The organism is Mesorhizobium sp. M6A.T.Cr.TU.016.01.1.1 (genome assembly GCF_003952585.1).
Classification (GTDB): domain Bacteria; phylum Pseudomonadota; class Alphaproteobacteria; order Rhizobiales; family Rhizobiaceae; genus Mesorhizobium; species Mesorhizobium mediterraneum.
This window is the reverse complement of sequence record NZ_CP034452.1, coordinates 6,393,994-6,419,205: the sequence shown is the minus strand read 5'-3', so window position 1 is coordinate 6,419,205 and position 25,212 is coordinate 6,393,994. Positions and strand designations below refer to the sequence as shown.

The 25,212-nt window shown below is 63.1% G+C and carries 22 protein-coding genes; 10 read left to right on the top strand and 12 right to left on the bottom strand.

Annotation, left to right across the window (positions count from 1 at the left end):
* Window positions 1-31: 31 nt before the first annotated feature.
* Window positions 32-1,018, top strand: a complete 987-nt coding sequence (locus EJ075_RS31140) for an IS5 family transposase (protein ID WP_126103272.1) — start codon at window positions 32-34, stop codon at window positions 1,016-1,018.
* Window positions 1,019-1,185: 167 nt separating this feature from the next.
* Here EJ075_RS31140 and EJ075_RS31135 read toward each other — a convergent pair whose 3' ends face one another.
* The gene (locus EJ075_RS31135) at window positions 1,186-2,604 is read right to left on the bottom strand and encodes an MFS transporter (RefSeq protein WP_126106928.1); all 1,419 of its coding nucleotides are present in this window, start codon (window positions 2,602-2,604) and stop codon (window positions 1,186-1,188) included.
* A gap of 410 nt (window positions 2,605-3,014) precedes the next feature.
* Between EJ075_RS31135 and guaB the strand changes: the two genes are divergently transcribed.
* Entirely contained in the window at window positions 3,015-4,517 is a 1,503-nt protein-coding gene (gene guaB, locus EJ075_RS31130; RefSeq protein ID WP_095485726.1) for an IMP dehydrogenase, read from the top strand.
* A gap of 25 nt (window positions 4,518-4,542) precedes the next feature.
* A complete protein-coding gene (locus EJ075_RS31125; protein WP_164547229.1) occupies window positions 4,543-5,082 on the top strand; it encodes a hypothetical protein in 540 nt (179 codons plus the stop codon).
* A 24-nt stretch (window positions 5,083-5,106) separates the two neighbouring features.
* Here the strand turns inward: EJ075_RS31125 and rnd are convergent, their stop codons facing one another.
* The 3 genes from rnd to EJ075_RS31110 all read right to left on the bottom strand — a co-directional run bounded on the left by rnd (window position 5,107) and on the right by EJ075_RS31110 (window position 8,273).
* Complete coding sequence (gene rnd / locus EJ075_RS31120) at window positions 5,107-6,258, bottom strand: ribonuclease D (RefSeq protein ID WP_095485728.1); 1,152 nt, start codon at window positions 6,256-6,258, stop codon at window positions 5,107-5,109.
* 97 nt (window positions 6,259-6,355) lie between these two features.
* Complete coding sequence (locus EJ075_RS31115; protein ID WP_126106926.1) at window positions 6,356-7,600, bottom strand: MFS transporter; 1,245 nt, start codon at window positions 7,598-7,600, stop codon at window positions 6,356-6,358.
* A gap of 166 nt (window positions 7,601-7,766) precedes the next feature.
* Complete coding sequence (locus tag EJ075_RS31110; protein WP_126106925.1) at window positions 7,767-8,273, bottom strand: DUF3280 domain-containing protein; 507 nt, start codon at window positions 8,271-8,273, stop codon at window positions 7,767-7,769.
* Window positions 8,274-8,530: 257 nt separating this feature from the next.
* On the opposite strand from EJ075_RS31110, the gene aspS reads away from it, so the two are divergent.
* Complete coding sequence (gene aspS, locus EJ075_RS31105; RefSeq protein WP_164547333.1) at window positions 8,531-10,321, top strand: aspartate--tRNA ligase; 1,791 nt, start codon at window positions 8,531-8,533, stop codon at window positions 10,319-10,321.
* Between the two features lie 80 nt (window positions 10,322-10,401).
* On the opposite strand, the gene EJ075_RS31100 is transcribed toward aspS, so the two are convergent.
* The gene (locus tag EJ075_RS31100) at window positions 10,402-11,592 is read right to left on the bottom strand and encodes a hypothetical protein (protein ID WP_126106923.1); all 1,191 of its coding nucleotides are present in this window, start codon (window positions 11,590-11,592) and stop codon (window positions 10,402-10,404) included.
* Window positions 11,593-11,877: 285 nt separating this feature from the next.
* On the opposite strand from EJ075_RS31100, the gene parC reads away from it, so the two are divergent.
* Window positions 11,878-14,130, top strand: coding sequence for a DNA topoisomerase IV subunit A (parC, locus tag EJ075_RS31095; RefSeq protein ID WP_126106922.1), 2,253 nt, complete (start codon window positions 11,878-11,880; stop codon window positions 14,128-14,130).
* A gap of 247 nt (window positions 14,131-14,377) precedes the next feature.
* Complete coding sequence (locus EJ075_RS31090; RefSeq protein ID WP_126106921.1) at window positions 14,378-15,598, top strand: AI-2E family transporter; 1,221 nt, start codon at window positions 14,378-14,380, stop codon at window positions 15,596-15,598.
* Here the strand turns inward: EJ075_RS31090 and EJ075_RS31085 are convergent.
* The 3 genes from EJ075_RS31085 to EJ075_RS31075 all read right to left on the bottom strand — a co-directional run bounded on the left by EJ075_RS31085 (window position 15,586) and on the right by EJ075_RS31075 (window position 17,985).
* The gene (locus EJ075_RS31085) at window positions 15,586-16,482 is read right to left on the bottom strand and encodes a DMT family transporter (protein WP_126106920.1); all 897 of its coding nucleotides are present in this window, start codon (window positions 16,480-16,482) and stop codon (window positions 15,586-15,588) included. The two genes, EJ075_RS31090 and EJ075_RS31085, sit on opposite strands and share 13 nt — an antisense overlap.
* A gap of 129 nt (window positions 16,483-16,611) precedes the next feature.
* Window positions 16,612-17,376 carry an arginyltransferase gene (locus EJ075_RS31080; RefSeq protein ID WP_095485737.1) on the bottom strand — a complete coding sequence of 255 codons (765 nt, stop codon included), beginning with the start codon at window positions 17,374-17,376 and terminating at the stop codon, window positions 16,612-16,614.
* A 138-nt stretch (window positions 17,377-17,514) separates the two neighbouring features.
* Entirely contained in the window at window positions 17,515-17,985 is a 471-nt protein-coding gene (locus EJ075_RS31075; protein WP_095485738.1) for an RDD family protein, read from the bottom strand.
* A 308-nt stretch (window positions 17,986-18,293) separates the two neighbouring features.
* Between EJ075_RS31075 and sthA the strand changes: the two genes are divergently transcribed.
* Complete coding sequence (sthA, locus tag EJ075_RS31070; RefSeq protein WP_126106919.1) at window positions 18,294-19,682, top strand: Si-specific NAD(P)(+) transhydrogenase; 1,389 nt, start codon at window positions 18,294-18,296, stop codon at window positions 19,680-19,682.
* Window positions 19,683-19,694: 12 nt separating this feature from the next.
* Here the strand turns inward: sthA and EJ075_RS31065 are convergent, their stop codons facing one another.
* On the bottom strand, window positions 19,695-20,366 hold the full coding sequence (locus EJ075_RS31065) for an alpha/beta hydrolase (RefSeq protein WP_126106918.1): 672 nt from the start codon (window positions 20,364-20,366) through the stop codon (window positions 19,695-19,697).
* A 249-nt stretch (window positions 20,367-20,615) separates the two neighbouring features.
* On the opposite strand from EJ075_RS31065, the gene EJ075_RS31060 reads away from it, so the two are divergent.
* Window positions 20,616-21,803, top strand: a complete 1,188-nt coding sequence (locus tag EJ075_RS31060) for an OpgC family protein (RefSeq protein ID WP_245458241.1) — start codon at window positions 20,616-20,618, stop codon at window positions 21,801-21,803.
* Window positions 21,804-21,813: 10 nt separating this feature from the next.
* Here EJ075_RS31060 and EJ075_RS31055 read toward each other — a convergent pair whose 3' ends face one another.
* Window positions 21,814-22,896: a LacI family DNA-binding transcriptional regulator gene (locus EJ075_RS31055; protein ID WP_126106916.1), complete on the bottom strand. Its 1,083-nt coding sequence runs from the start codon at window positions 22,894-22,896 to the stop codon at window positions 21,814-21,816.
* Between the two features lie 144 nt (window positions 22,897-23,040).
* Here EJ075_RS31055 and EJ075_RS31050 point away from each other — a divergent pair, with 144 nt between their 5' ends.
* Together EJ075_RS31050 and EJ075_RS33310 are read left to right on the top strand one after the other, a co-directional pair.
* Window positions 23,041-23,184, top strand: a complete 144-nt coding sequence (locus EJ075_RS31050; protein WP_126106915.1) for a hypothetical protein — start codon at window positions 23,041-23,043, stop codon at window positions 23,182-23,184.
* 62 nt (window positions 23,185-23,246) lie between these two features.
* The gene (locus EJ075_RS33310; protein WP_164547228.1) at window positions 23,247-23,411 is read left to right on the top strand and encodes a hypothetical protein; all 165 of its coding nucleotides are present in this window, start codon (window positions 23,247-23,249) and stop codon (window positions 23,409-23,411) included.
* 74 nt (window positions 23,412-23,485) lie between these two features.
* On the opposite strand, the gene EJ075_RS31045 is transcribed toward EJ075_RS33310, so the two are convergent.
* Together EJ075_RS31045 and EJ075_RS31040 are read right to left on the bottom strand one after the other, a co-directional pair.
* Window positions 23,486-23,860 (bottom strand): DUF423 domain-containing protein, encoded by a 375-nt coding sequence (locus tag EJ075_RS31045; RefSeq protein ID WP_126106914.1) that lies wholly within the window; start codon window positions 23,858-23,860, stop codon window positions 23,486-23,488.
* 41 nt (window positions 23,861-23,901) lie between these two features.
* On the bottom strand, window positions 23,902-25,161 hold the full coding sequence (locus tag EJ075_RS31040) for a multidrug efflux MFS transporter (RefSeq protein WP_126106913.1): 1,260 nt from the start codon (window positions 25,159-25,161) through the stop codon (window positions 23,902-23,904).
* Window positions 25,162-25,212 lie beyond the last annotated feature (51 nt).

The window sequence follows — 25,212 nt, the reverse complement described above, 5'->3', positions numbered from 1 at the left end:
TGTGGTGAAGGTTGGAGCAGGGAGATTCGGGATGGCGGATCGTGTTTTGGGTCAGTTGAGTCTGGCGGACGGTCTGGCGGCGTCGGATGAGACGATTTTCGACCTAGTATCGAAGGAACTGGACTGGGCGCCGATCCGAACATTGCTGGGTCAGCGCAGCGGTCCTGGCTCGGGCAACACCAGCTATCCGGCGGAACCGCTGGTGCGCTGTCTTTTGCTGGGCATGTGGCATGGGCTGAGCGATCCGGCGCTTGAGGCGCAGATCCGGGACCGATTGTCGTTCCGCCGCTTTGCCGGTTTCAGCCTTTCGGACCGCACGCCCGACCATTCGACACTGTGGCGCTTCCGCGAGGAGCTGACGCGTGAGCGACTGATCGACAAGGTCTTTGAGGAGATCAACCGTCAGCTGGAGGAGAAGGGCCTGATCGTCAAGCGCGGCACCTTGGTCGATGCCACGTTCCTGCAGGCTCGTGGCCGTCCGCCCAAGCAGCCGAAAAAGGGCCACCAAGGTCCGGTCAAGCCGTCGGCCGACAAGGATGCGCGTTGGGGCAAGAAGGGCAAGAAGAGCACCTTCGGCTACAAGATGCACATCGGCGTCGACCAGGAGCACACCTTGATCCGGCGTGTCGAGGCGAGCGACGCCTCGGTCACCGACACCGAGCCGGCCGACCAGTTGATCTGCGGCGACGAGAAGGCGGCCTATGGCGATCAAGCCTATTACACCCACGCCCGCCATGCCCGGCTCGCCGCCGCCAACATTAAGGACCGGCTGATGCGGCGGCCCAACAAGCATCACCCCGAGTTGCCGCCGCGCCACAAGCTGCGCAACCGGCTGATCGCCAAGGTGCGGGCGGCAGTGGAGCGGCCTTTCGCCGTGTTCAAGGAGCGTTACGGCATGCGACGCCTGCGCTTCTTCAACCTCGCCACCAACCGCACGCAGTGCATACTGGCCGCCTGCGCTTACAATCTGCGCACCATGATTGGCGTCCTCTATCCACCCGATGAGAGGCGGACATGAGGGAGGAGTGCGTCCACAATCCGGCAGGATGGCTGCCTAAACCGACAAAGGCCTCGCAAGGGCCGCGGAAAACCGCTCTGCCGGCCTTCAAAAAGGCCCTCACTGACCACCGAAATCCACTTCGCTCCCCGTGCAAAGCCCTCACAAGGGGAGAAGGGAAGGAGCCCTCAGCTCCCCGGTGGGCCCACCTCCAGCGTCTTGGGCGCGGTCAGCCCGCCATATCCCGACACGGCGTTGCCGGCGTCCGGCGCCAGCCGCATGAATGACAGCGATGCGGCCGCCGACACGGCCGCGACGATGAAGAACGCGATGTGGAAGTCGCTTAGCGTCAGCGGCCCGCCATGGATTGTCGTCGACACTTCCAGGATGCCACCGGCCAGCGCCACGCCAAGCGCGATCGACAGTTGCTGGAAGACCGCGGCGATCGGCGTTGCCCTGCTGGTGTCGGCGGCCGAAATCTCGGCATAGGCAAGCGCGTTGATGCCGGTGAAGAACATCGAGCGGATGAAGCCGCCGACGAGCAGGGCGGCGAGGATCAGCAGATAGGGCGTTTCCGGCGTGAGCAAGCCGTTGATGGCGATCGACGCCGCCGCGATCAGCGAGCCGAAGATCAGCACACGGCGGAATCCGGCGACCCTGAAGATCAGCGCCGTGACGAATTTCATGCCGATGGCGCCGATCGCCGCCACGAATGTGATCATTCCCGATTGGAATGGCGTCAGCCCGAAACCGATCTGGAACATCAGCGGCAAAAGGAAAGGCACGGCGCCGATGCCGATGCGGAACAGTCCGCCGCCGAGGACCGAGGAGCGAAACACCTGGTTGCGGAACAGATCGAGCGCCAGCAGCGGATTCCTGGCGTGGCGCGCATGCAGGAGGTAAAGCACCGCTGCTACCAGCCCGACCGCCACGGTGAGAAAGCCGGCAATCGGCGGCAAGGCGGGCAGGCTGACCACCGACAGGCCGAACACGATGCCCGATGCCGCCAGCCCGCTCAGCACGAAGCCGATGAAGTCGAGCGGCGGCGTCTGCGCCGATTCGGTTTTCGGCAGGAAGCGGGTGGCGAGCCAGATGCCGATCAGCCCGATCGGCACATTGATCAGGAAGATCCAGTGCCAGGTGAAATAGGTGGTGATGAAACCGCCGACCGGCGGACCGACGAGTGGCCCGACCAGTGCGGGAATGCTCAGCCAGGACATCGCGGCGACGAGCTCGCTTTTCGGCGTGGCGCGCACCAGCACAAGGCGTCCCACTGGCGTCATCATGGCGCCGCCAATGCCTTGCAGGAAGCGCGAAACCACGAAAGCCGGCAGCGAATTGGACACCGCACAAGCGACCGAACCGACGATGAATACGGCGATCGCCGCCCGAAACACGTTCTTGGCGCCAAAGCGGTCGGCCATCCAGCCGCTGATCGGAATGAAGACCGCCAGCGACACCAGATAGGCGGTCAGCGCCAGCTTGAGCGCGACCGGGCTTGTCTGCAGGTCGATGGCGATCGCCGGCAGCGACGTCGCGATCACGGTCGAATCCATGTTTTCCATGAAAAGAGCGACCGCCAGGATAAGCGGAATGGTGCGGTTCATGGAACGCGTCCGGATTGAATGTTCACCGCCGATTGCTTGCCGGTCCCTCGGGGGCAAAGGGGGCAAGCCGACACGCAGGGCGGGTACCACGGGTTGCGTCGGATGTCGCCTTAATTTGCCGTCACATTTATGCGACCCTGGCAGCCGAGCCAGTCCGGAGCCTTGCGAGGAATGGCGCAAATAAAAACCGCCTCGAGGGCGGGTCGATGGCGCGAATCAGCGCCATGAATAAATTCCTAGCATAACTGCCGTCACAAAGCAAGGATCACGAGCCCGCACACGTGCACAACCAATCGGCTTTTCATCGGCGACGGGACGTGTTACGAGCCAGCGCCAATCCTGAAAGGGAAGAAGACGAGTCGGCGCTGTCCATCCGGTCCAGCGCTTTTCATGCATTCCGAGGGCTGGCCATGGCAAAAATTATCGAAACGTCCACGGGCGCGTTGGCGCTGACCTTTGACGACGTGCTGCTTCAGCCGGGTCATTCCGAAGTCATGCCCGGCGAGACCGATATCCGCACCCGCATCGCCGGCGACATCGACCTGAACGTGCCGATCCTTTCCGCCGCCATGGATACCGTCACCGAGGCGCGCCTTGCCATCGCCATGGCCCAGGCCGGCGGCATCGGCGTCATCCACCGCAATTTCTCGCCGGCCGAGCAGGCCGAGCAGGTGCGGCAAGTGAAGAAATTCGAATCCGGCATGGTCGTGAACCCCGTCACCATCGGCCCCGAGGCGACGCTCGCCGATGCGCTGGGCCTGATGCGCACCTACAGCATCTCGGGCATTCCCGTGGTCGAGAATGGCGGCGCTGGCGGGCATACGGTCGGACGGCTGGTCGGCATCCTGACCAACCGCGACGTGCGCTTCGCCTCCGATCCGGCCCAGAAAGTTTACGAATTGATGACCCGTGAGAACCTGATCACGGTCAAGGAGAACGTCGATCAGGACGAAGCCAAGCGGCTCCTGCACCAGCACCGCATCGAGAAGCTGGTCGTGGTCGACAGCGACGGCAATTGCGTCGGGCTGATCACCGTCAAGGACATCGAGAAGTCGCAGCTCAATCCGCACGCCACCAAGGACGTGCAAGGACGCTTGCGCGCGGCGGCCGCCACCAGCGTCGGCGATGACGGTTTTGAGCGCGCCGAGCGCCTCATCGATGCCGGCGTCGACCTTCTGGTGATCGATACCGCGCATGGCCACTCGCAACGTGTCCTGGATGCGGTGACGCGGGCCAAGAAGCTGTCCAATTCGGTCCGCATCCTGGCCGGCAACGTCGCCACCGCAGAAGGCACGCTGGCGCTGATCGATGCCGGCGCCGACGCCGTCAAGGTCGGCATCGGGCCGGGTTCCATCTGCACCACCCGCATCGTCGCCGGCGTCGGCGTGCCGCAGCTTTCGGCGATCATGTCGGCGGTCGAGACGGCGCAGAAATCGGGCGTCTCGGTCATTGCCGATGGCGGCATCAAATATTCCGGCGATCTCGCCAAGGCGCTCGCCGCCGGCGCCAGTGCCGCCATGATCGGCTCGCTGCTGGCCGGCACCGATGAGAGCCCGGGCGAGGTCTACCTGCACCAGGGCCGCTCGTTCAAAGCCTACCGCGGCATGGGCTCGGTCGGCGCCATGGCCCGAGGCTCCGCCGACCGCTATTTCCAGGCCGAGGTGCGCGACACGCTGAAGCTGGTGCCGGAAGGCATCGAAGGGCAGGTGCCCTACAAAGGACCTGTGTCCGGCGTGCTGCACCAGCTTGCGGGCGGCCTGAAAGCCGCTATGGGTTATGTCGGCGGGCGCGACCTTGCCGATTTCCGCGACCGCGCCACCTTTGTACGCATATCCAACGCCGGACTTCGTGAAAGCCACGCCCATGACGTCACGATTACCCGCGAAAGCCCGAATTATCCCGGCGGAGCCTGACCAGCTTGCGCGAAGCCTGACGGCAATGATGCTGCGGCTGTCCCGCCACGCCGCCGCACTCTGTTTCGTCTGCGTGGCGGTTTTCGTCGCCATGACGGCGATGGAGTTCCTGTATTTCCGCCAGTTGACCGGTGGCCTGCCGTCGCTCGATTTGCGCTGGACCGGTTTCACCCCGGATGAAGGCATGGCCTGGCTGACGGCGCTCGGCCGGCGCGGCAGCGAGATCATCCTGGTCTGGCATTATCTGACCTTCGACCTCTTGTTCCCGGCGCTGCTGTCGCTGACGCTGGTCAGCCTGATCCTGGCCACGGGGCGGCGGCTGAAAAATTTCCGGGCGCTGTCCGCGCAGCTCCAGTCGCTGTTCGCGCTTGTCCTGGTGCTGCCCTACGCGCTTGCCGATTATGCGCAGAACTTCGCGGTGGCCCGCCTGCTCTCAGATTTCCTGTCGGCCAATCCGGATTCGCTGTCCTTCGCCTCGGCGCTGATCGTCACCAAATTCGCGCTTCTGGCGATACCGGTGATCGTCATCGCGGTTTTCCACCTGGCCGGTCAGAAACAGCGCTGAGCTTAGGGCCAGACAGGCTCAAGACTACAAATCGAACAGCGCGATCTTGCGCTTGTCGAACTTGATCGCGATCTCGCCGCGCACCAGTTTGAGCGCGGCCTCGCCGAACACGGCGCGCCGCCAGCCTTGCAAGGCCGGCACGTCGGCGGCCTCGCCCTCGGCGGCGATGCGGTCGATGTCGTCGCTGGAGGCCAGCACCTTCGAAGCGACGCCCTCCTTTTCAGCGACGATCCGCAACAGCACTTTCAGCAGTTCCGCGGCGGCATTGGAGCCTTCGGGCGGCTGAAAACTCTTCGGCAGCTTCGGCATGTCTTCCCTGGGCAAGGCAAGCGCGGTGTTGACTGCGCCAAGCAGCGCCGTTGCCGTCACCGAGCGTTCCCAGCCTTTCGGCGTGGTGCGCAGCTTGGCGAGTGCTGCCGCATCGCGCGGCGCCTGCTGCGCCACCTCGTAGATGGCGTCGTCCTTGAGCACCCGGCCGCGCGGCACGTCGCGTTCACGCGCCTCGCGCTCGCGCCATGCGGCCACCGCTTGCACGATCGCCAGCTCCTGCGGCTTGCGCAGCCGCATCTTCAGCCGTTTCCAGGCGTCCTCCGGGTGCGGATCGTAGGTCTCGCGCGCGGTCAGAACTTCCATCTCCTCGTTCAGCCAATGGGCGCGGTTCTCGCGCACCAGCTCGGCGCTGAGGTGCTGGTAGACCTCGATCAAATGGGTGACGTCGGCAAGCGCGTAGTCGAGCTGCTTCTCGGAAAGCGGCCGGTGGCGCCAGTCAGTGAAACGTGAGGACTTGTCGAGCCGGGCGCCGGTTATCTTCTGGACGAGCTGGTCATAGGAGACGCTGTCGCCGAAGCCGCAAACCATCGCCGCCACCTGGGTGTCGAACACCGGATGCGGGACCAGATCGCCGAGATGAACGATGATTTCGATGTCCTGGCGCGCCGCATGGAAGACTTTGACGACGGCCTCGTTGGCCATCAGCCTGAAGAACGGCTTGAGGTCGATGTCGGGTGACAGCGGATCGATCAGCGCCGTCACGCCGGGCGCCGCCATCTGGATCAGGCAGAGGATCGGCCAAAAGGTCGTCTCGCGAATGAATTCGGTGTCGACGGTGACGAAATCCGACTTTTCGAACGCGGCAACGGCGGTCTCAAGTTCTTCTTGGGTGGTGATGACGTGCATCAAATCGCTTTTGGCAAAAGGGTAAGGTCTCCTTCAATTTCAGCCGCGCGGGCTTTCGTCAAGCCGCAGCCCCGGGTTCAAGACACATGGGCCGTCATCATTGCTTCCCAGGCCCATCGGAATCATCATTGCGCTTGGCCAGCCGGGCGAAGACCGTCGATGTGCGCAAAAGGCCGATGAAACGGCTGCGATGGCCGGCCGGCACGCCGGATCGCACCTGCATCCGGTACAGGATGACGACGACGAAGATGGCGTAGACGACGGCGGTGAACACGAACAGCGCGCTTGGCCCGAAATACTGCATCGCCGTCGAGGCGGCGAACGGCCCGCCAATGGCGCCGAAGGAATAGAACAGCATCAGCGCCGCGTTGATCAGCACGAACTCGCCCTTGTCGGCGCGGTCGTTGGAGTGCGCCGCCGATAGCGAGTAGAGCGGCATGGCGAAGCAGCCGAAGATGAAGACGATCACGAAGTTGAGGGACGGGTCGCTGCGCGCCCAGAACACCAGCGCCAGCGATGCAAGCAGCGCGCAGCACGTCGTCATCAGCAGCACGGAACGCCGGTCCCAGCGGTCGGACAGATAGCCGAGCGGGTACTGGATGATGGCGCCGCCGAAAATGCCGACGCTGACGAAGGTGACGACGTCGGTGACCGACATGCCGATCTGTTCGGCATAAACCGGCGACAATGTGCGAAAGGCGCTGTTGGTGACACCGACGGCGATGCAGCCGAAGCAGCCGAGCGGCGAAATCCGCCAGACGCGGGCCAGGTCGAGCTTGACGTCTTCCGGCGGAGTCGGGTTGGAGCGGTCGCCGAGCGACACCGGCACCAGCGAGAGCGTGATCATGATCGACATGATGGCGAAGATGGCGAAACCGCCGGCGCCGAAGATCGGGATCAGGAACTGTGCGCTTGTGACCGAACCGATGTCGACCATCCGGTAGATGGCCAGCACCCGAGCGCGGTCCCTATTGGCGACTCCGGAATTGAGCCAGGCTTCCATGATAGTGAACAGGCCGGCGAAGCAGAACCCGCCGGCAAAGCGCACTGCGCACCACATAACCGGATCGACGACCAGCACCAAAAGCAATGTTCCGGCGGAAGCGATCGCCGCCAGCGCGGAGAAGGCGCGCACATGGCCGACGGCCTTCATGATGTGGGTTACGGCGAGGCAGCCGAGCAGGAAGCCGGCGAAATAGAACGTGCCCATCAAGCCGATGGTCGAGGCCGAAAATCCCTCCTGCGCACCGCGCAGCGCGATCAAGGTGCTCTGCAGGCCGTTGCCGCCGAGCAGGATGCCGGCGGCAATAAGGAGCGGGATCAGCGGGCGCATGGAGGACATGAAGGAAGGCCTGTCGTTGATCCTTCTTGGACCATCGCCCTGGTCAATGCCAGCGGCAATTCCCGGCGATTAGCGGGCCAGCCCCGGCAATCAGTATCTCAATTAGAATTTTGGCTTAGGGTCGGTCCTTCGCGCTCCCGATGGCGCACTGGGATGGCTGTCCGCCCTACCGCAGGATCCTGTTTGTCATCAGCCATTTCACGGAGCGGGGCCACGCGTAGTTCGCGCCCATGCGAAGATCGGTAAAGCCTTGCAAAACAGCTTTCCCGGTTTCAGCGTCGAGGATGCGAATGAACATAGTATGCTCTGTTCGGTTGACGCGCGTCACGACGCCTAGCAAGGCAAGAGACGCGCCGTGCTCTTTGGCAATTTTACCTTCACAGCCCCCGCAGTTGCGTAAGCCGTGCGGCGCACCCGCCTGCTCATCCCTCGCTGGCACATCAACGACTGTAAAACGCCCAGACTTGGAGAGCATGTCCTTCGCCATTTGTGCCGACTCGGACAGATAGCGCCTATCGTGTTCATCCGGGGGGATTATTCCTGCCCCAGCGCTCTTGTCCTCCAATTCGAAAGGAAACACCTCGATTGACATCGGCTTTGTCTGCTGAGCGTGCGCAAATGTGCAAGTGCCGACAAGCAGTGTCATCAGGACAGTCAATGTGCGAATGCGCATGGTAGTCCTCACATCAATGGACGGCCATTGTACACGGCTTGATCACCCTAATCACGATCAAAGCAGAGCAAACTCTACGCTTTAACCGTGGCGTGGACTTTTCAGAGAGCGTAGGGCGAGAGCCGAAGTCCAACCTGAGATGCTGCCCTAGCGCCGTCTGCCTTGACAAAGGCGGCCTCTCATGTGCTTTTCGCGCAAATTTTCGGGCCAGGCCATCATGCCTTGGCCGCAATCAACATCCGGACTTACCAATGACAATGCATCGTTACCGCAGCCATACCTGTGCCCAGTTGAGGAAGAGCGACGTCGGCTCTTCCGTTCGCCTGTCGGGTTGGGTGCATCGCGTTCGCGACCATGGCGGCCTGCTCTTCATCGATTTGCGCGACCACTATGGCCTGACCCAGATCGTCGCCGATCCGGATTCGCCGGCCTTCAAGATTGCCGAGACCGTGCGCGGCGAATGGGTCGTCCGCGTCGACGGCGAGGTCAAGGCGCGTCTGGCAGAGACCGCCAACGCCAATTTGCCGACCGGCGAGATCGAGGTTTTCGCGCGCGAGATCGAAGTGCTGTCGGCGGCCAAGGAATTGCCGCTGCCGGTGTTCGGCGAGCCGGACTATCCCGAGGACATCCGCCTCAAATACCGCTTCCTCGACCTGCGTCGCGACACGCTGCACAAGAACATCGTGGCGCGCACGAAAATCATTGCCGAGATGCGCAAGCGCATGGGCGAGGTCGGCTTCACCGAATTCTCGACACCGATCCTGACCGCTTCATCGCCCGAAGGGGCGCGCGACTTCCTGGTGCCGTCGCGCATCCATCCCGGCACTTTCTACGCGCTGCCGCAGGCGCCGCAGATATACAAGCAATTGATCATGGTGTCGGGCTTCGACCGTTACTTCCAGATCGCGCCCTGCTTCCGCGACGAGGACCCGCGCGCCGACCGCCTGCCGGGCGAGTTCTACCAGCTCGACCTGGAAATGAGCTTCGTCGAGCAGGACGATATCCTGGCGACCATGGAGCCGGTGATGCGCGGCGTGTTCGAGGCCTTTGCCGCCGGCAAGCCGGTGACGCAGGAATTTCCGCGCATCGCCTATGACGTCGCCATGCGCAAATACGGCACCGACAAGCCGGACCTGCGCAACCCGATCGAGATGCAGGCCGTCTCCGATCATTTCCGCGATTCCGGTTTCAAGGTATTCGCCAACATCCTCGCCAACGACCCGAAGGCCGAAGTCTGGGCCATTCCGGCCAAGACCGGCGGCTCGCGCGCCTTCTGCGACCGCATGAATTCCTGGGCGCAGGGCGAGGGCCAGCCGGGCCTCGGCTACATCTTCTGGCGCAAGGAAGGTGAAAAGCTCGAGGGCGCCGGTCCGCTCGCCAAGAACATCGGCGAGGGGCGCACCGAGGCGATCCGCCAGCAACTCGGCCTTGCCGATGGCGACGCTGCCTTCTTCGTCGCAGGCGACCCCAAAAAGTTCGTCTCGTTCGCGGGCGCCGCACGCACCCGCGCCGGCGAGGAGCTGAACCTTGTCGACCGCGACCGTTTCGAACTTTGCTGGATCGTCGACTTTCCCTTCTTCGAATGGAACGAAGACGAGAAAAAGATCGATTTCGCCCACAATCCGTTTTCCATGCCGCAAGGCGGCATCGATGCGCTCAACGGCGAGGATCTGCTCGGCATCAAGGCGTTCCAGTATGATATGGTCTGCAATGGTTTCGAGATCGCCTCCGGCGGCATCCGCAACCATTTGCCGGAGACCATGGTCAAGGCGTTCGAGACTGTCGGGCTGGATCGCGAGACGGTCGAGGAGCGCTTCGGCGGCCTCTATCGTGCCTTCCAGTATGGCGCACCGCCGCATGGCGGCATGGCGGCCGGCATCGATCGCGTCGTCATGCTGCTGGTCGGCGCCAAGAATCTGCGCGAAGTGACCATGTTCCCGATGAACCAGCAGGCCTATGACCTGTTGATGAGCGCGCCGTCGGAAGCCAGCCCGCAGCAGCTTCGCGAATTGTCGCTGCGCGTCGCGGTGACCAAGAAAGAGGTTTAAGAACCTCCCGCAACCGATTCTGTTGATTCACAAAAAAGCCCGGCATCGCGCAGGGCTTTCGCTTCAAGGGACCGTTCCGGTCAGTCCTCGTTCGCCTTGACCGTCACGCCAAGCGTCTTCGTCAGGTCCACCGGGTTGGACATGGCGCCCGCCATGATCAGCGCGAACGGCACCGCTGCCGGCGGCTTGGCCAAGATCTCGAGGCTCTGCGGGTCGTCGAGATATTTGCCGACCGCAGCCGACACCTGCGCCGTCAATTCGGGATTGTTGAGCTGCGCCATGCCGAAAGGCACGATCGCCTTGGCCTGGTTGGCGATATCCTTGCCGGACATGCCTTGCTGCTTGCCGACATAGTCCAGCACCTTGTTGGTCAGCGAATCGTCGTCGAAGCGGATCGAAGCGCTGTTGAACGAAAGCTGCTGCAAGACGCCGAGCATGGCCATGCCTTGCGCCGAATTGTCGGCGCCTTCGGGCTGGGCCGCCATCTTCTTCTGCGCCTCCTGCAGCGATTTGATGACGTCAAGCGTGTAGCCGCCGAGACCGAAGGTCATGCCGAGCGTTCCGGCATTGTCGACGGAGATGTCGTATTTCGACAGCTCCATCTTGCCGTCCGAAGGCTGCCAGGTGCCCGCCATTTCAAGGTTTCCGGTGATGTTCTGGTAACCGAGCGCGTTGATCACGTCCTTGGACTTCGGATCCTCGATCAGCGTCAGGTCGGCATTGAACTTCTCCGTCGTGCCGGAAAATTCCATCGCCTTGCCGTCGGCCGGCGGCGTGATCTCGATGGCAAGCCCGTCCATCGAGAAGGCGGTCTTGTCGGCAACCTTGACAGTCATGTTGTCGAGCTCTGCCGATTTGTACATCATCAGCGAGCCCAGCGGGCCCGTGGTGCCGTCGGCCGGAACCGTCATGTCGTGGATGATGAACGGGCTGAGGTTGAGCGTGACGCCGTCCTCGCTGTGCTGGAACGCCGCAGTCGAGACCGTTTCGATTTCATAACCGCCATTGGCTTCGGTCACGCCTTCAAGCGTGACGTCGCCAAGCTTGAGCGCTTCCTTTTCGGCCGCCGGTTTGACGGCGACGCCTTGCAGCACCATGCTGGAGGCATCGCCCGTCACCCCGGTCCAGGAGATGTCGACGCCCTGGGCGGCGAGAGCCGCCTTCAGCCGGTCGGCGACCGCAGCATCCTGCGCGAAGGCCGCGTTTAGCGGCAGCGTCACCAGGAAGGTCGAAAAAGCGAGCTTGTTGAGTGTCGAGCGTCTGATCGTCATCGCGGTTCCCTGAGCGTGTCCTGAAGATTGTTTTCAATTCTTTGCGCCGCCACCCTTCCGTGACGAACTGGACGGGAAAAAGGCGTTCTCCCGCACAATGGTCGAAAACCATGGCGAAAGGCAAATCCGATCCATCGCGCCCCCGATCCATCGCGCTTGCCATAGAGGGGGGATGTAACCAATTGATGTTGGTCGTTGCTGGAGTGCGCTCAGTTCGTGTTGCAGAAGGCGCCTCACATCCAAGCGCCTCTTGCCGCGAATCACCCGCTCGGCTAGTCCCAGCCCATGGGAAAAAGGCTTTTACCGCCTGGCGATGGCGGTGGCGACAACATCGAGCCGGTTGATCTGAAGAAAGCGCTGGAAGAGCGCTATCTCGCCTATGCGCTGTCGACCATCATGCACCGGGCGCTGCCGGACGTGCGCGACGGGCTGAAGCCGGTCCATCGCCGCATCATGCATGCCATGCGGCTGCTCAGGCTCAACCCCGACCAGGGTTTTGCCAAATGCGCCCGCATCGTCGGCGAGGTGATGGGCAAGTTCCATCCGCATGGCGATCAGTCGATCTACGATGCGCTGGTGCGGCTGGCGCAGGATTTCTCGATGCGCTACCCCCTGGTCGACGGTCAGGGGAATTTCGGCAATATCGACGGCGATAACGCCGCCGCCATGCGCTACACCGAAGCGCGCATGACCGATGTGGCGACCGAGTTGCTGTCCGGCATCACCGAAGACGCCGTCGACTACCGGCCGACCTACAATGAGGAGGACGAGGAGCCGGTTGTGCTGCCCGGCGCCTTCCCGAACCTGCTCGCCAACGGCTCGTCCGGCATTGCCGTCGGCATGGCGACCTCGATCCCGCCGCACAATGCCGCCGAGCTCTGTGACGCCGCGCTGCATCTGATCGAGCATCCGGACGCGCCGGTGACGACGCTGATGGATTTCGTGCAAGGTCCGGACTTCCCGACCGGCGGCATCATCGTCGACAGCCGTGCCTCGATCCTCGAAGCCTACGAAACCGGTCGCGGCGGCTTTCGCGTCAGGGCCAAGTGGAGCCAGGAGGACCAGGGCAGGGGCACGTGGAGTATCGTCGTCACGGAAATCCCCTACGGCGTCCAGAAGGCGCGGCTGATCGAAAAGATCGCCGAGCTTTTGATGGCGCGCAAATTGCCGCTGCTTGAGGACATCCGCGACGAGAGCGCCGAAGACGTCCGCGTCGTGCTGGTGCCGAAGAGCCGTTCGGTCGATCCCGGCATCCTGATGGAATCGCTGTTCAAGCTGACCGAGCTTGAAAGCCGCTTTCCGCTCAACATGAACGTCCTGTCGCGCGGCAAGATACCCAACGTGCTGTCGCTGAAAGGCGTGCTCAAGGAATGGCTGGAGCACCGCCGCGAGGTGCTGATCCGCCGCTCGAGGCATCGCCTGGGCGAGATTGAAAGGCGGCTGGAGATCCTCGCCGGCTATCTGATCGCCTATCTCAACATCGACGAGGTGATCAGGATCATCCGCGAGGAGGACGAGCCCAAGCAAGTGATGATGGCGCGCTGGTCGCTCACCGACAACCAGGCCGAAGCCATCCTTAACATGCGGCTCAGGGCCCTGCGCAAGCTCGAGGAATTCGAGATCCGCAAGGAATTCGACGGCCTCACCACCGAGAAGAAGCAGATCGAGGCGCTGCTTGCGTCCGACGCCAGGCAGTGGTCGACGATCAAGTGGGAAGTCTCCAGCATCCGCGAGAAATTCGGACCGGAGACCGAGCTCGGCAAGCGCCGGACCCAGTTCGCCGACGCGCCCGAACATGACCTGACCGACATCGCCCATGCCATGATCGAGCGCGAGCCGGTCACCGTGGTCGTTTCGGAAAAGGGCTGGCTCAGGGCGATGAAAGGTCACCTGACCGACCATTCGTTGCTGACCTTCAAGGAGGGCGACAGCCTCAAGCTCGCCTTCCACGCCCAGACCACCGACAAGGTGCTGGTCTTCACCACCGGCGGCAAGTTCTACACGATCGGCGCCGACCGGCTGCCGGGTGGGCGCGGCCATGGCGAACCGATCCGCATCATCGTCGACATGGACAACGACCAGGACATCGTCACCGCCTTTGTCCATGATCCCAAGCGCAAGCTGCTCTTGGTGTCGCATGACGCCAACGGCTTCATCGTGTCGGAAGAAGAGGTCGTCGCCAACACCCGCAAGGGCAAGCAGGTGATGAACGTCAAGGCGCCCGACGAGGCCCAGCGTTGCGTGACGGTCGCCGGCGACCATCTCGCCATCGTCGGCGAGAATCGCAAGATGCTGGTCTTCCCGCTCGCCGAGATCCCTGAGATGGGTCGCGGCAAGGGCGTCCGCCTGCAGAAATACAAGGATGGCGGCGTCCTCGACCTCAAGACCTTCACGCTCGAAAGCGGTCTCTCCTGGCAGGATTCGGCCGACCGCACCTTCGTCAAGTCGCGTGAAGAGCTGATCGAATGGATCGGTGCTCGAGCCTCGGCCGGACGCATGGTGCCGAAGGGATTCCCGAGGACGGGGAAATTCGGGTAAAGCTGCCGATCTCCCCCCTCGAGGGGGAGATGTCGCCGAAGGCGACAGAGGGGGTCGGCACGTCCTGACGCGACCTCTTATTGTGGACTGAGGACGCCGGCGCTTTATGCGCGGCGACCCCCTCTGGCCTGCCGGCCATCTCCCCCTCAAGGGGGGAGATATCTAGACATTTGGAATGTCGTCACGATTGCTGCACTATGTCAGTGCATAAGTATCGCTACATGAGCCGTTTGGGAGAAATGGGCATTTGAAGGAAGCTAGAATTCGGAAACCGGAAGGCCAGCAGCGCCTGTTTGGCCTGTCGACGCCGCTCAGATCCGCCGTCATTCCGCCGCTGTCGGCGGCGCGCTGGCTCCTGGTGCTGATCGTCGCCGCCGGGGTCTATTTCTTTCATGGTTTCCTGGTCCCGGTACTGGCCGCGCTTGTCATCGCCTTTGCCAGCTGGCCGCTCTATCGGCGGTTGCTCGCTGGTGTCGGCGGCAACCGCACGGTCGCCGCGACATTGGCGATACTGTTCATCCTCACCTTCCTGGTGGTGCCGATCGCGCTCGCCGGCGCCTACGCCACAAACGAAGTCCGCGAATGGGTCGGCTGGGCGATCGAGACCAACCGCGAAGGCGCGGTGACGCCGCACTGGATCGCCACGCTGCCTGTAGTGGGCGAGTGGCTGAACGAGCAGTGGACGCGCAATCTCGGCCATCCCGGTGGCATCGGCGAACTGATCCAGCTGATCAGCGGCGCCAACATCGGCAGCATCTACCGCGGCGTGCTGGCCGCCGGCGGCAGCGCCTTCGGCCTTCTGCTGGCGCTGCTGTTCATGATGATCGCGCTGTTCTTTGCCTATCGCGACGGCGAGCATTTCGCCGGGCAGATCGACCGTCTCGGCGAACGCATCCTGCCGACCAGATGGGAGCGGATTTCGCGTGTCGTGCCGGCGACGATTTCCTCGACAGTGACCGGCATGACCATTATCGCCATCGGCGAAGGGGTGGTCCTGGGCGTCGCCTACTGGCTGGCCGGTGTGCCGTCGCCGGTGACGCTCGGCGCGCTGACCGGCATCATGGCGCTGATCCCCGGCGGCGCACCGCTGTCCTTCACGCTTGTCTCGATCTATCTCGCCGCCAGCGGCTCGCCGATGGCCGGGTTGGCGCTGTTCATCTGGGGGAGCGTCGAACTGTTCATCGTCGACAAGACATTGCGCCCGAAACTGGTCGGCGGCCCGATAAAGCTGCCGTTCCTGCCGACCTTTTTCGGCCTGATCGGCGGCGTCAAGACGATGGGCTTTCTCGGCCTGTTCATCGGCCCGGTGCTGATGGCATTGCTGGTCGCGATCTGGCGCGAATGGCTGCGCGAGGTGGAATTGGCCGACGAGCTTGCCCCCGCAGCACCGGACGACCTGGAAGGTGCTCCGCCGCAGATCGATATCGTCGCGGAGCACGCCGCCGCGAGGAAGAGTCAGGCCGGGTGACTGACCGCAAGGGTGGCGCGGCGCCTGCGCCCCTCATGCAGCTGCCATAGCGAATGGGCGACCAGCGTGACGATGAGGATCGCGCCGCCGATCAGGCTGTTGCGCGACGGCGCTTCGGCAAAGATCATCCACATCCAGACCGGCGCCAGCACGGTTTCAAGCAGATAGAACATCGCCACCTCCGGTCCCGAAACATATTTCGGTCCGTTGGCGAGGCAGAAGAACGAGATCGGCATGATGACGGCGCCGTTGAAGATGATCCACCACGGCGCGTTCACCTGAAGGCCTTCGCCTGAGACCATGAACACCGCGACGGCCAGGGGCAGGATCACGCCGATCAGCGATGTGAACCCCATGTCCTTGCCGCTGGCGCGCGAGATGGTGATGGCCAGGGCGATGAAGAAAGCCGAGCACAGTGCCATGAGATCGCCGAACAGGTGCCCGGTGCCGATCGAATCGCCGACGATGATCGCGACGCCGAGGATCATGACCAGCATCGCGACCACGGTGACCAGTCGCGGCCGCTCCTTCAGAAACACCCGGGACAGCAGTGCCGCGAACACGGTGTTGAAGGCCAGGATGAAGACCAGATTGGCGGTCGTGGTGTAATAGATGCTGGTGACGAAGGTGACCGAGGTCAGTCCGTAGCATATGGCGACAACCAGCCCCGACCAGCCGGGGATGAGCTGCGGCGCGTTCCGGCTCAGCGAGCGCCAGACAGCCCAGATGACCAGCGCCGCGACCAAGGTGGTGCCGGTGCGCAGCAGGAGGATCGTCCATGCGCCGCCGTCGGCGAGGCGGATCAGTGGGATGTCGACGGTCAGCGTCAGGCCGCCAATGGCGGTGATGAGAAGGCCCTTCTGGTGATCGTTGTGGGACGACATGCGGCAATTCTCGCAATGAATGTGGAGGCAGGCGCAAAATTGGCCCAGCGTCTGTCCTTCCAGCCAAGCGGCCGAAAACCAGCAGCATCCTCCTTGAACAGTTTTAAGGATGATTGGCGAAAGAGCGGATCAGCGCGAAACCGCTTCGTGGTCGTAGCGTTCCCAGCCTTTGGGGCCGAGATGCTCCTGCGGCATGAAGCGCATCTTATAGTTCATCTTGCGCGAGCCGTTGACCCAGTAGCCGAGATAGACATGGGGCAAGCCCATCGCTCGGGCGCGGGCGATGTGATCGAGGATCATGAAGGTGCCGAGCGAGCGGTCCTCGAAGTCGGGATTGAAATAGGAATAGACCATCGACAGGCCGTCGGCCATCTTGTCGGTGAGCGCTACCGCGATCAGCTCGCCCTGGCCCTTGCCAGTGATGAAGCTGTCGGGGCCGCGGCGCCGGTATTCGATGACCTTGGTGTCGACGTGCGTGTCCTCGACCATCATGGCGTAGTCGAGCACCGTCATGTCGGACATGCCGCCGCGGCGGTGGCGGGCATCGAGATAGCTGCGGAACAGCGAATACTGCTCGGTGGATGGTTGGGCGTCGTGCATGGCGCCGATGAGGTCTGAATTGTGCTGTATCACCCGCCTCATGTTGCGGCTGGCGGTGAATTCCTGGGCCAGGATGCGCACCGAAACGCAGGCGCGGCAGGTCTCGCAGGCCGGCCGGTAGGCGATGTTCTGCGATCGCCGGAAGCCGCCTTGCGTCAAGAGGTCGTTCATCTCCGACGCCTTGTCGCCGACCAGATGCGTGAACACCTTGCGCTCGAACTGGCCCTCAAGATACGGGCACGGCGACGGCGCGGTCAGGAAGAACTGCGGCGACTGGGTTGGATGCTGCGTCATCGAACCTTGGAAACACTCCTGCGAATCATCATACCTTTGGCGCGCGCAGCGAAAAATTCAACAGGATTGTGAAAGCGCGCCGAGCGGACGCCTTCACTTTGCACATAAACGCTCGCGGGGGACTCGCGAAAGCTGTCCTCAGCGGTCACTGCGGCTGACCACCGTGCCCAACAGCAGGTCGTGCAGCGTGCGCTTGCGGTCGGCAAACAGCGATACCAGAAGGACCAGCGGCGTCAGGATGACGTTGCCGGCCCAGAACAGCACCGAATGCACCACCGCCGTCAGCCCATCAATGCGGGTGCCGTCGAGGCGGTCGAGCCGGATGCCCATCATCTTCATGCCTGTCGTGGCCTGGTCGGTGCTGCCGAGCGTGTTCCAGATGTAGAGGATGGCGACGGCCGGCACGAGGACGGAAAACAGCATCCAGCCGAGGCCGAGCGTCAAGATCCCGAGGAAGAACACCAGGATCGCGAACGGAATGGTGAGCAGCGCGACGATGCAATAGTCGATGATGAAGGCGAGGACACGCCGCGTGCGCACGCCGTCATAGGCCCTGATATCATCGAGCCTGGTGGTGATGATTTCGCCGTCGAGAACGCGCGCGTTCATGTCATTTCCTCGTAATCAGGCCCGGGATAGGGTGCGGGCCGCCTGGTGTTGAAATGGTGAAGTCTCGCGACGGAATCAAGATCGAGCCGTTTTCAGCCTGCGACCGGAAGCAGCGCCGAACCTAATGCATGTCGCGCAAAAAGTGCGCAGCGGTTTGCGATAACGACATGCATAGAAACAAGGGCTTAAAGCGCGTCGCATGAATCCGTTCGAACGCGAGCGCTTTAGCTTGGATCGGTTGAATTTGCCGCGCGGATGGCGTTAGTTTGCTGCGGCGCAACATATCGGCGGGCAAGGGACGGGGCGACATGGATTATGATATGCTGGTCATTGGCAGCGGCCCTTCCGGGCGCCGTGCCGCGGTGCAGTCGGCCAAGCTCGGCAAATCCGTTCTGGTGGTCGACAGGGGCCGGCGTCTTGGCGGCGTTTCAGTGCACACCGGCACCATCCCGTCGAAGACGCTGCGGGAAACTGTGCTCAACCTCTCCGGTTGGCGCGAGCGCGGCTTCTACGGGCGCGGCTACCGGGTCAAGCAGGACATTTCGGTCGGCGATCTGATCGAACGCCTGCACAAGACACTCGATCACGAGGTCGAGGTGCTGCAGCACCAGTTCATGCGCAACACGGTCAAGAGCGCACGCGCCGGGGTCAAATTCCTCGGTCCCAACAGAGCGAGTCTGACGACGGAAACCGGCGACTATAGCGAAGTCGGTTTTGCGCATGCGCTGATCGCAGTCGGCACCCGCCCGCACCGGCCGCGCGATGTGCCCTTCGACAAGACCCGTATCTTCGACAGCGACGAGATGCTGGAACTCGAGCGCCTGCCGCGCACATTGACGGTGATCGGCGCCGGCGTCATCGGCGTCGAGTACGCGACGATCTTTTCGGCGCTCGACGTGCCGGTGACGCTGGTCGAGCCGCGCAACACCATCCTCGATTTCGTCGACCGCGAGATCGTCGACGATTTCATCCATCAGATGCGCGACCGCGGCATGACCATCCGGCTGGGCAGTGCGATCAAGGAGATCGCCTCGAAACCCGACTACGCCGAGGTGACGCTTGCCGACGGCCGCACCATACGCTCGGAGATGGTGCTCTATGCCGCGGGGCGCACCGGCAATGTCGGCGCGCTCGGCCTGGACGTGGTCGGCATCGAGGCCGATTCCCGGGGCCGCATCAAGGTCGATCCGCAGACCTTCCGGACCAGCGCGCCGAATATCTATGCCGCCGGCGACGTCATCGGCTTTCCGAGCCTCGCCTCCACCTCGATGGAACAGGGCAGGGTGGCCGCCTGCCATGCCTTCGGCGTGCCCTTGCCGCCGCCGCCGGAAACCTTTCCCTACGGCATCTACGCCGTGCCGGAAATCTCGACGGTCGGCCAGTCCGAGGAGCAGGTGCGCGAGAGCGGCGGCGCGTATGAGGTCGGCGTGGCGCGCTTCCGCGAAACCTCGCGCGGCCATATCATGGGCGTGACCACCGGCTTCCTGAAGCTTCTATTCTCGATCGAAACACGCCGGTTGCTCGGCGCGCATATCGTCGGCGAGGGCGCGACCGAACTCATTCACATTGGCCAGGCGGTGATCAATCTCGGTGGCACCGTCGATTTCTTCGTCAACAACACCTTCAACTATCCGACGCTGGCCGAAGCCTACAAGATCGCCGGGCTGGATGCCTGGAACCGGATGGGGCGAGCGTAAAACCTGGGCTCATCAATTCGCCTGCGCGATGGCGATTGTCGGGCCCGCCAGCCATTGCCTGATGATTTCAGCATCCCGATCGCCGATTTCATGGCCGGAGGCGATGATGTGGGCCTCGACCTCGGCACCATGTGATTCGAGCAATGTGACCAACGCCGGCGCGAAGGGCGCGTAGGTCAGGTCGGCGGCGCCGGCAATGATCAGCACGCGCGCTTTGGACAAGTCGGCTGGTGGCACGTCGTCGAGCACCGGCATCGGGCGCAGCAATGCTGCCCGTTCGATCAGCCCGGAATGCAGCAGCATCACGCTCGAAACCAGATTGGCGCCGTTCGAATAGCCGAGAAAAATCGTTCGGGAGCGATCGAGACCGTGGCGCTTCGCGGCCTCGGTGATGAAGCCCGCGAAAGCGTCCGCCTCGGTGCGGATGCTCTCCTGTTCGAAGCGCGTCGGCGTGATCCGCGCGAACCAGCGGAAACCGTCCTCCTGGGCGATGTGGCCGCGAACCGCCACCAGCACGGCGCGCGGTGAGATTTGCCGCGCCAGCGCCACCAGCGTCGTCTCGTCGACACCGGATCCATGCAGCAGGAAAAGGCATTCGCCGCTCGAATCAACAGGTCGATAGAGCCGGTAGAAAAAGGCCAGATCGCGCCGCAAAATGCCATCTTCCGGAGGTTTTTCCGCCATAGTTCATCCCTTTGATTTCGTGATGGTTTTGTTCATTTGCCGGCTTCAAAACGGAATATTTTCGGGCTCCTTCAAAGTTGATTGAACCGGGCGCATTTCAGTCCGTTTCTTCGCCGATATGCTCCTGCGGGAGGAATCGAAGCGGTGCGTCCGGCGGTCGCATCGATTGCCGGCATGAACAACCAGCTTTGAGGCCTTTTATCGATGACCGTGCCAAATTCACCGGATCGCGCTAAGCGTATCCGGGATATGCATATCCCGGATACGCGTATCCAGGAGCGCGATACGCGTATTGACGTGTTCCGCGCTCTCGCTCTGCTGATCATATTTGTCGACCATGTCCCGGGGACGGTTTTCGAAACCCTGACCTATAAGAATTTCGGCTTTTCGGATGCCGCGGAGGCCTTCGTGCTGATCTCCGGCATGTCCGTCGCGCTTGCCTACGGCTCAAAATTCGAGCCCGGAAACCGTCTCATGGCGACACTGAAATTGTGGCGCCGCGCCGGTGTGCTCTATGTCGCCCACATCGTCACGACGATGGTCGTGGTGGCCATCTTCTGCGCGGCGGCGATGTTCGCGAAGCGGCCGGACATGCTGACGCTGATCAACATCGAGCCATTGATCAGGAACCCGCAGCAAGCGCTGATCGGCATCGCCACGCTTGGCCATCAGCTCGGCTACAACAATATCCTGCCGGTCTATGCGGTGCTGCTGCTGATGGCGCCAATCTTCCTGCTGTTCATCAGCCACAGGCCTTTGGCGGCGCTCGCCGTATCCGGAACTCTGTGGCTGGTTGCCGGGATCTACCAGATCGCCCCGCCGAATTATCCGGAGCCCGGCTTCTGGTTCCTCAATCCGCTGTCGTGGCAGTTCCTCTTCAACATCGGCCTGGCAAGTATGCTGCATATCAGGCGCGGCGGCACCATTCCGGTCAATCGCTGGCTGGTTGGCGCCGCGGCGATCTATGTCGCGGCGGCATTGATCTGGGTGCACAGCCCGCTATGGGGGCACGTGTCATGGCTGAACCTGCCTGTGGTGCTGACCGGCTTCGACAAGACGTTCCTGTCGCTGCCAAGGCTGCTGCACATCCTGGCAGTGAGCTACCTGATCGTGGCGTATCCTTCCGTCTCGAACCTGTTCCGCACCGGCCGCGACCATCCGCTCGCCATATTGGGCAAACGATCGCTGCCGGTTTTCATCGCCGGCACGGTGCTCGCCATGGCGGCGCAGGTGATGAAGCTGATCAACCCGGGCGGCTTTGCCTACGACAGCTTGCTGATCGCCGCCGGCATCGCCATGCAGTTCGCGCTCGCTTATTACCTTGAATGGCTGTCGGGTATTGGACAATCCGGAAGGAGCAAGCCAGCCCGTAGCGAGGCGCCGCCTGTCCATACGTCCTTCGGTGGGGGAGCGATGGCGACAGGCATCAATCGATAGGCGTCCGGGCTCAAGCTGTTTTGGGCGGCGGCCCGGAAGATGCCCTGACGACGAGCTCGACGCCGAGCGTCTCGCGCCGCACTGTGCCGTCGAAATCGAGGATCATTCGTGCCGCCCGGCGGCCAATCTCGGCGATCGGCTGGGCGATCGTGGTGAGCGCAGGATCGGAAAGTGCGGCTTCAGGCACGCCGTCGAAGCCGACGATCGAGACTTCGCCGGGAACCGCGATGCCCCGCGCGGTCAGCCATTCGATCGCGACCATGGCCATCCGGTCCGACATCGCCAGGATTGCGGTCGGCGGCTCTGCCGAGGCGAAGATCGTTTCGAGGCCGGCCCTTGTGCTGGCTTCGTCGTTTTCAGTCTCGTATACCGGAATCCCGGCGGTATCGACGCCGAACCGGGAAAGCGCCTCGAAATAGCCGACGAGGCGATCGCGTGTGCCGGTGTAGGCGGCCGTCCGGACTTGGCTCGGCGAAACAAGACCGGTGCTGTCGTCGGCGAATGGCAGCGCCAGAACGGCGAAGCGCCGGTGGCCAAGCTCAGCGAGATGCTGCGCTGCCAAGCGGGCGCCGGCGACATTGTCGACGCCGATCGCCGAGACCGTGTCATCCTCCGAGCCGAGTTCGAGCGCGACGAAGGGGAGCTTTCGTTCGCGCGTCAGCTCGACGAGGCGCGGACCTCCCTCGATGCAGAACAGGATAAAACCGTCGACCAGCGCGCTCTGGATGTTCCAGGCAAGTTTTTCCTCATTGCCGGCCGATACCAGCGCGATGCCGGCACCGGTGGCGTCACATGCCTCGGAAATCCCGGCCATCATCGTGCGGGCAAAGGGATCGTCGAAGAAATAGGACAGCGGTTCGGTCGTTGCGACGCCGATCGCGTTGACCTTGCCGGCGCGCAGCAGCCGGCCCTTGGGATCCGGACCCGCATAGCCCATCGCCTCGGCCGCTGCCTTGACCCGTTCGCGGACTTCCTCGCGCACGATCTCGGGACGGCTGAACACGTTGGAGGCGGTGCCATGCGAAACCCCGGCGGCCTTGGCTATGTCGGCCAGCCGGATGGGTCTTGTATTGCCTTCGGTGGATGACGCCATTTTTTTTGCCTCCAGGCAGCTACCTAGCACCTTTGTTGGATCGATTCAAATTTTTGCTTGACATTGGCGCGGGCGGGTATATTTTTGAATCGATCCAAACGTTGCGCTAACCGTCGATTGGATCGATTCAGGAAGGAGAGTGCCATGCACCCCGTGAATTATCTGTTCGAAGACATCTACCGCAACGACTGGAGCATCACCTCGAATGCGATGACCAGGACACGTCGCGGCAGCGCCGGCCCATGGATCCGCGACCTGCGTTTTCTCGTGGAGCGCAAGCGGAGCTGATCGGCAGCGCTTTTTCGTACCTGTCGGTTGGATCGATTCAAATTGGAAAAGGGAGCCTTGCCATGCATCCGATCAAGCACCTGTTCGAAGACATCTATCGCAACTATTGGGGCATCTCGCCGGCCACGGATCGGCCGGAGCGGCGCCGCCTGACCAAGCCGGCCGCACGCGATCGCGACCTGCCGGTCCGGCCCGCACGCCGGCAGGATTGGCCGACGTCTGACTGACCTTCGTTTGGCTGAAACGGGCCCCGGCCGTTCGCCTGTTACCGCCGCACTTTGAGGCGGGAGGGAATGCCGTCTCAGGAGCGCGGGCGCACCAGCGCCGAGGCTGCAATCGCCAGCCAGCCGGCGATGAGCAAGGTGCCGCCGATCGGCGCCGACATCGGGAAAAGCCGCGAGCCGAGGAAGTCACGGGCGAGGAGATCGCCGCAGAACAATACAAGCCCCACGAGAAGAATAAGGCTTGCGATTCGCAGGATCCGGTTTGCGCCGACGAGGCCGATTGCAAGAAAGACTGGCGCATGCATGAGCAGGAAGGACGCGACCATGCCGACGAAAGCGCCGCCCAGATGCGCCGCCGCGGCGGACAGCGCCACGCCGGCCGCGCCGCACAGGCCGCCGACGAAAACGAAGGTGCGGCCGCTGCCGCTTGCTGGTTGCTCGGCCGTGCTCATGTCGCTGGTCTCCGCGAAGTAATGACAGTCCGCAAACGGTGTCACGGCTTGCCGGCCTGCACCAGCATGTCGCGCGCGCGGCGCGACTGGACCAGCCAATTATACGCAGCTCCGCCGGCCAGCAGCACCGATGTGCCGAGAAACACCGCGCGCATGCCGAAATGACCGCCGACGAAGCCGCCGAGCAGTGGTCCGGCGACCTGTCCGACATATTGCGCCGAGATCGATAGGCCGAGCACATTGCCGCCGACGCCGTCCGGAACATTGTGGCGGATGACGCTGGTGATGCAGGGCAGGAGACCACCGAGCGCCAGCCCCATCAGGAAACGCAGGCCGACGAGCTGCCAGCCCTCCGTGACGAAGGCTTGCGGGATCAGCAGCAGCGCCGATACGGCAAGCGCCCCAATGATGACGTTCCAGTGGCCGACGCGGTCGGCGAGCTTGCCGAGGCGCGAGGCCGACAGGATGGCGCCAAGTGCCGCCGCCGACATGACGACGCCGGAGGTCAGCGTTAGCAGGCTTTGGTCCTCGATGAGCTGCTGGACGTAGACCGTGATGATCGGCTCGATCGACATGGTAGCGAAGCTCAACAGCATGCCGGTCACCAGCATGGCGACGACGGGGCGCTTGTCCTCGATTTGCGACCAGCCGCCTTTCTGCTTCTCAGTCGATGCTGCCTTATCGGCTGTCGGGCGAGGATTCTCCTTGATGAGAAAAGTCGTTGCCAGGAACGCCAGGAAAATGACGCCGCCGGCGAGCAGGAAGGTGGCGCGGATGCCGATCAGGGGCGGCAGCGCACCGCCGAGCAGCGGGCCGACGAGAGCGCCGGCGGTGATTCCGGCCGACAGCACGCCGAGCGCCCAGCCGGACCGGTCCTTCGGCGTCTGCATGGCCACCAGGATGGTCGAGCCTGAGGAATAGCCGCCGGCGAAGCCGATCAGCAGGCGCAGCAGCACCAATTGCCAGACAGTTTCCACCATGCCGGTCAGCGACATGCAGACGGCCATGCCGAAACTGGCGCGCACCAGCATCAGCTTGCGGCCGTAGCGGTCGCCCAGCCGTCCCCACAGCGGCGCCACCAGCGCGGCGGCGAAGAAAGTGGCGCCGTAGGCGATACCTGACCACTGCACGATAGCTGCATGCCCCTCGGCGCCCAGCTGCTCGACATAGAGCGGCAGGAAAGGCAACAGCAGCGTCATGGCGACAAGCGTGCTGAACGAGCCGGCAAAGCACACGGCGAGATTGCGGCGCCAGTGGATGTTGTGGGTGCCTTGCGCGGCGAGGGTGGCATCTTGCGGCATGTCATGTCCTATCCGGCAAGCCATGAAACTTGCTCCGGATACCAATTTGGG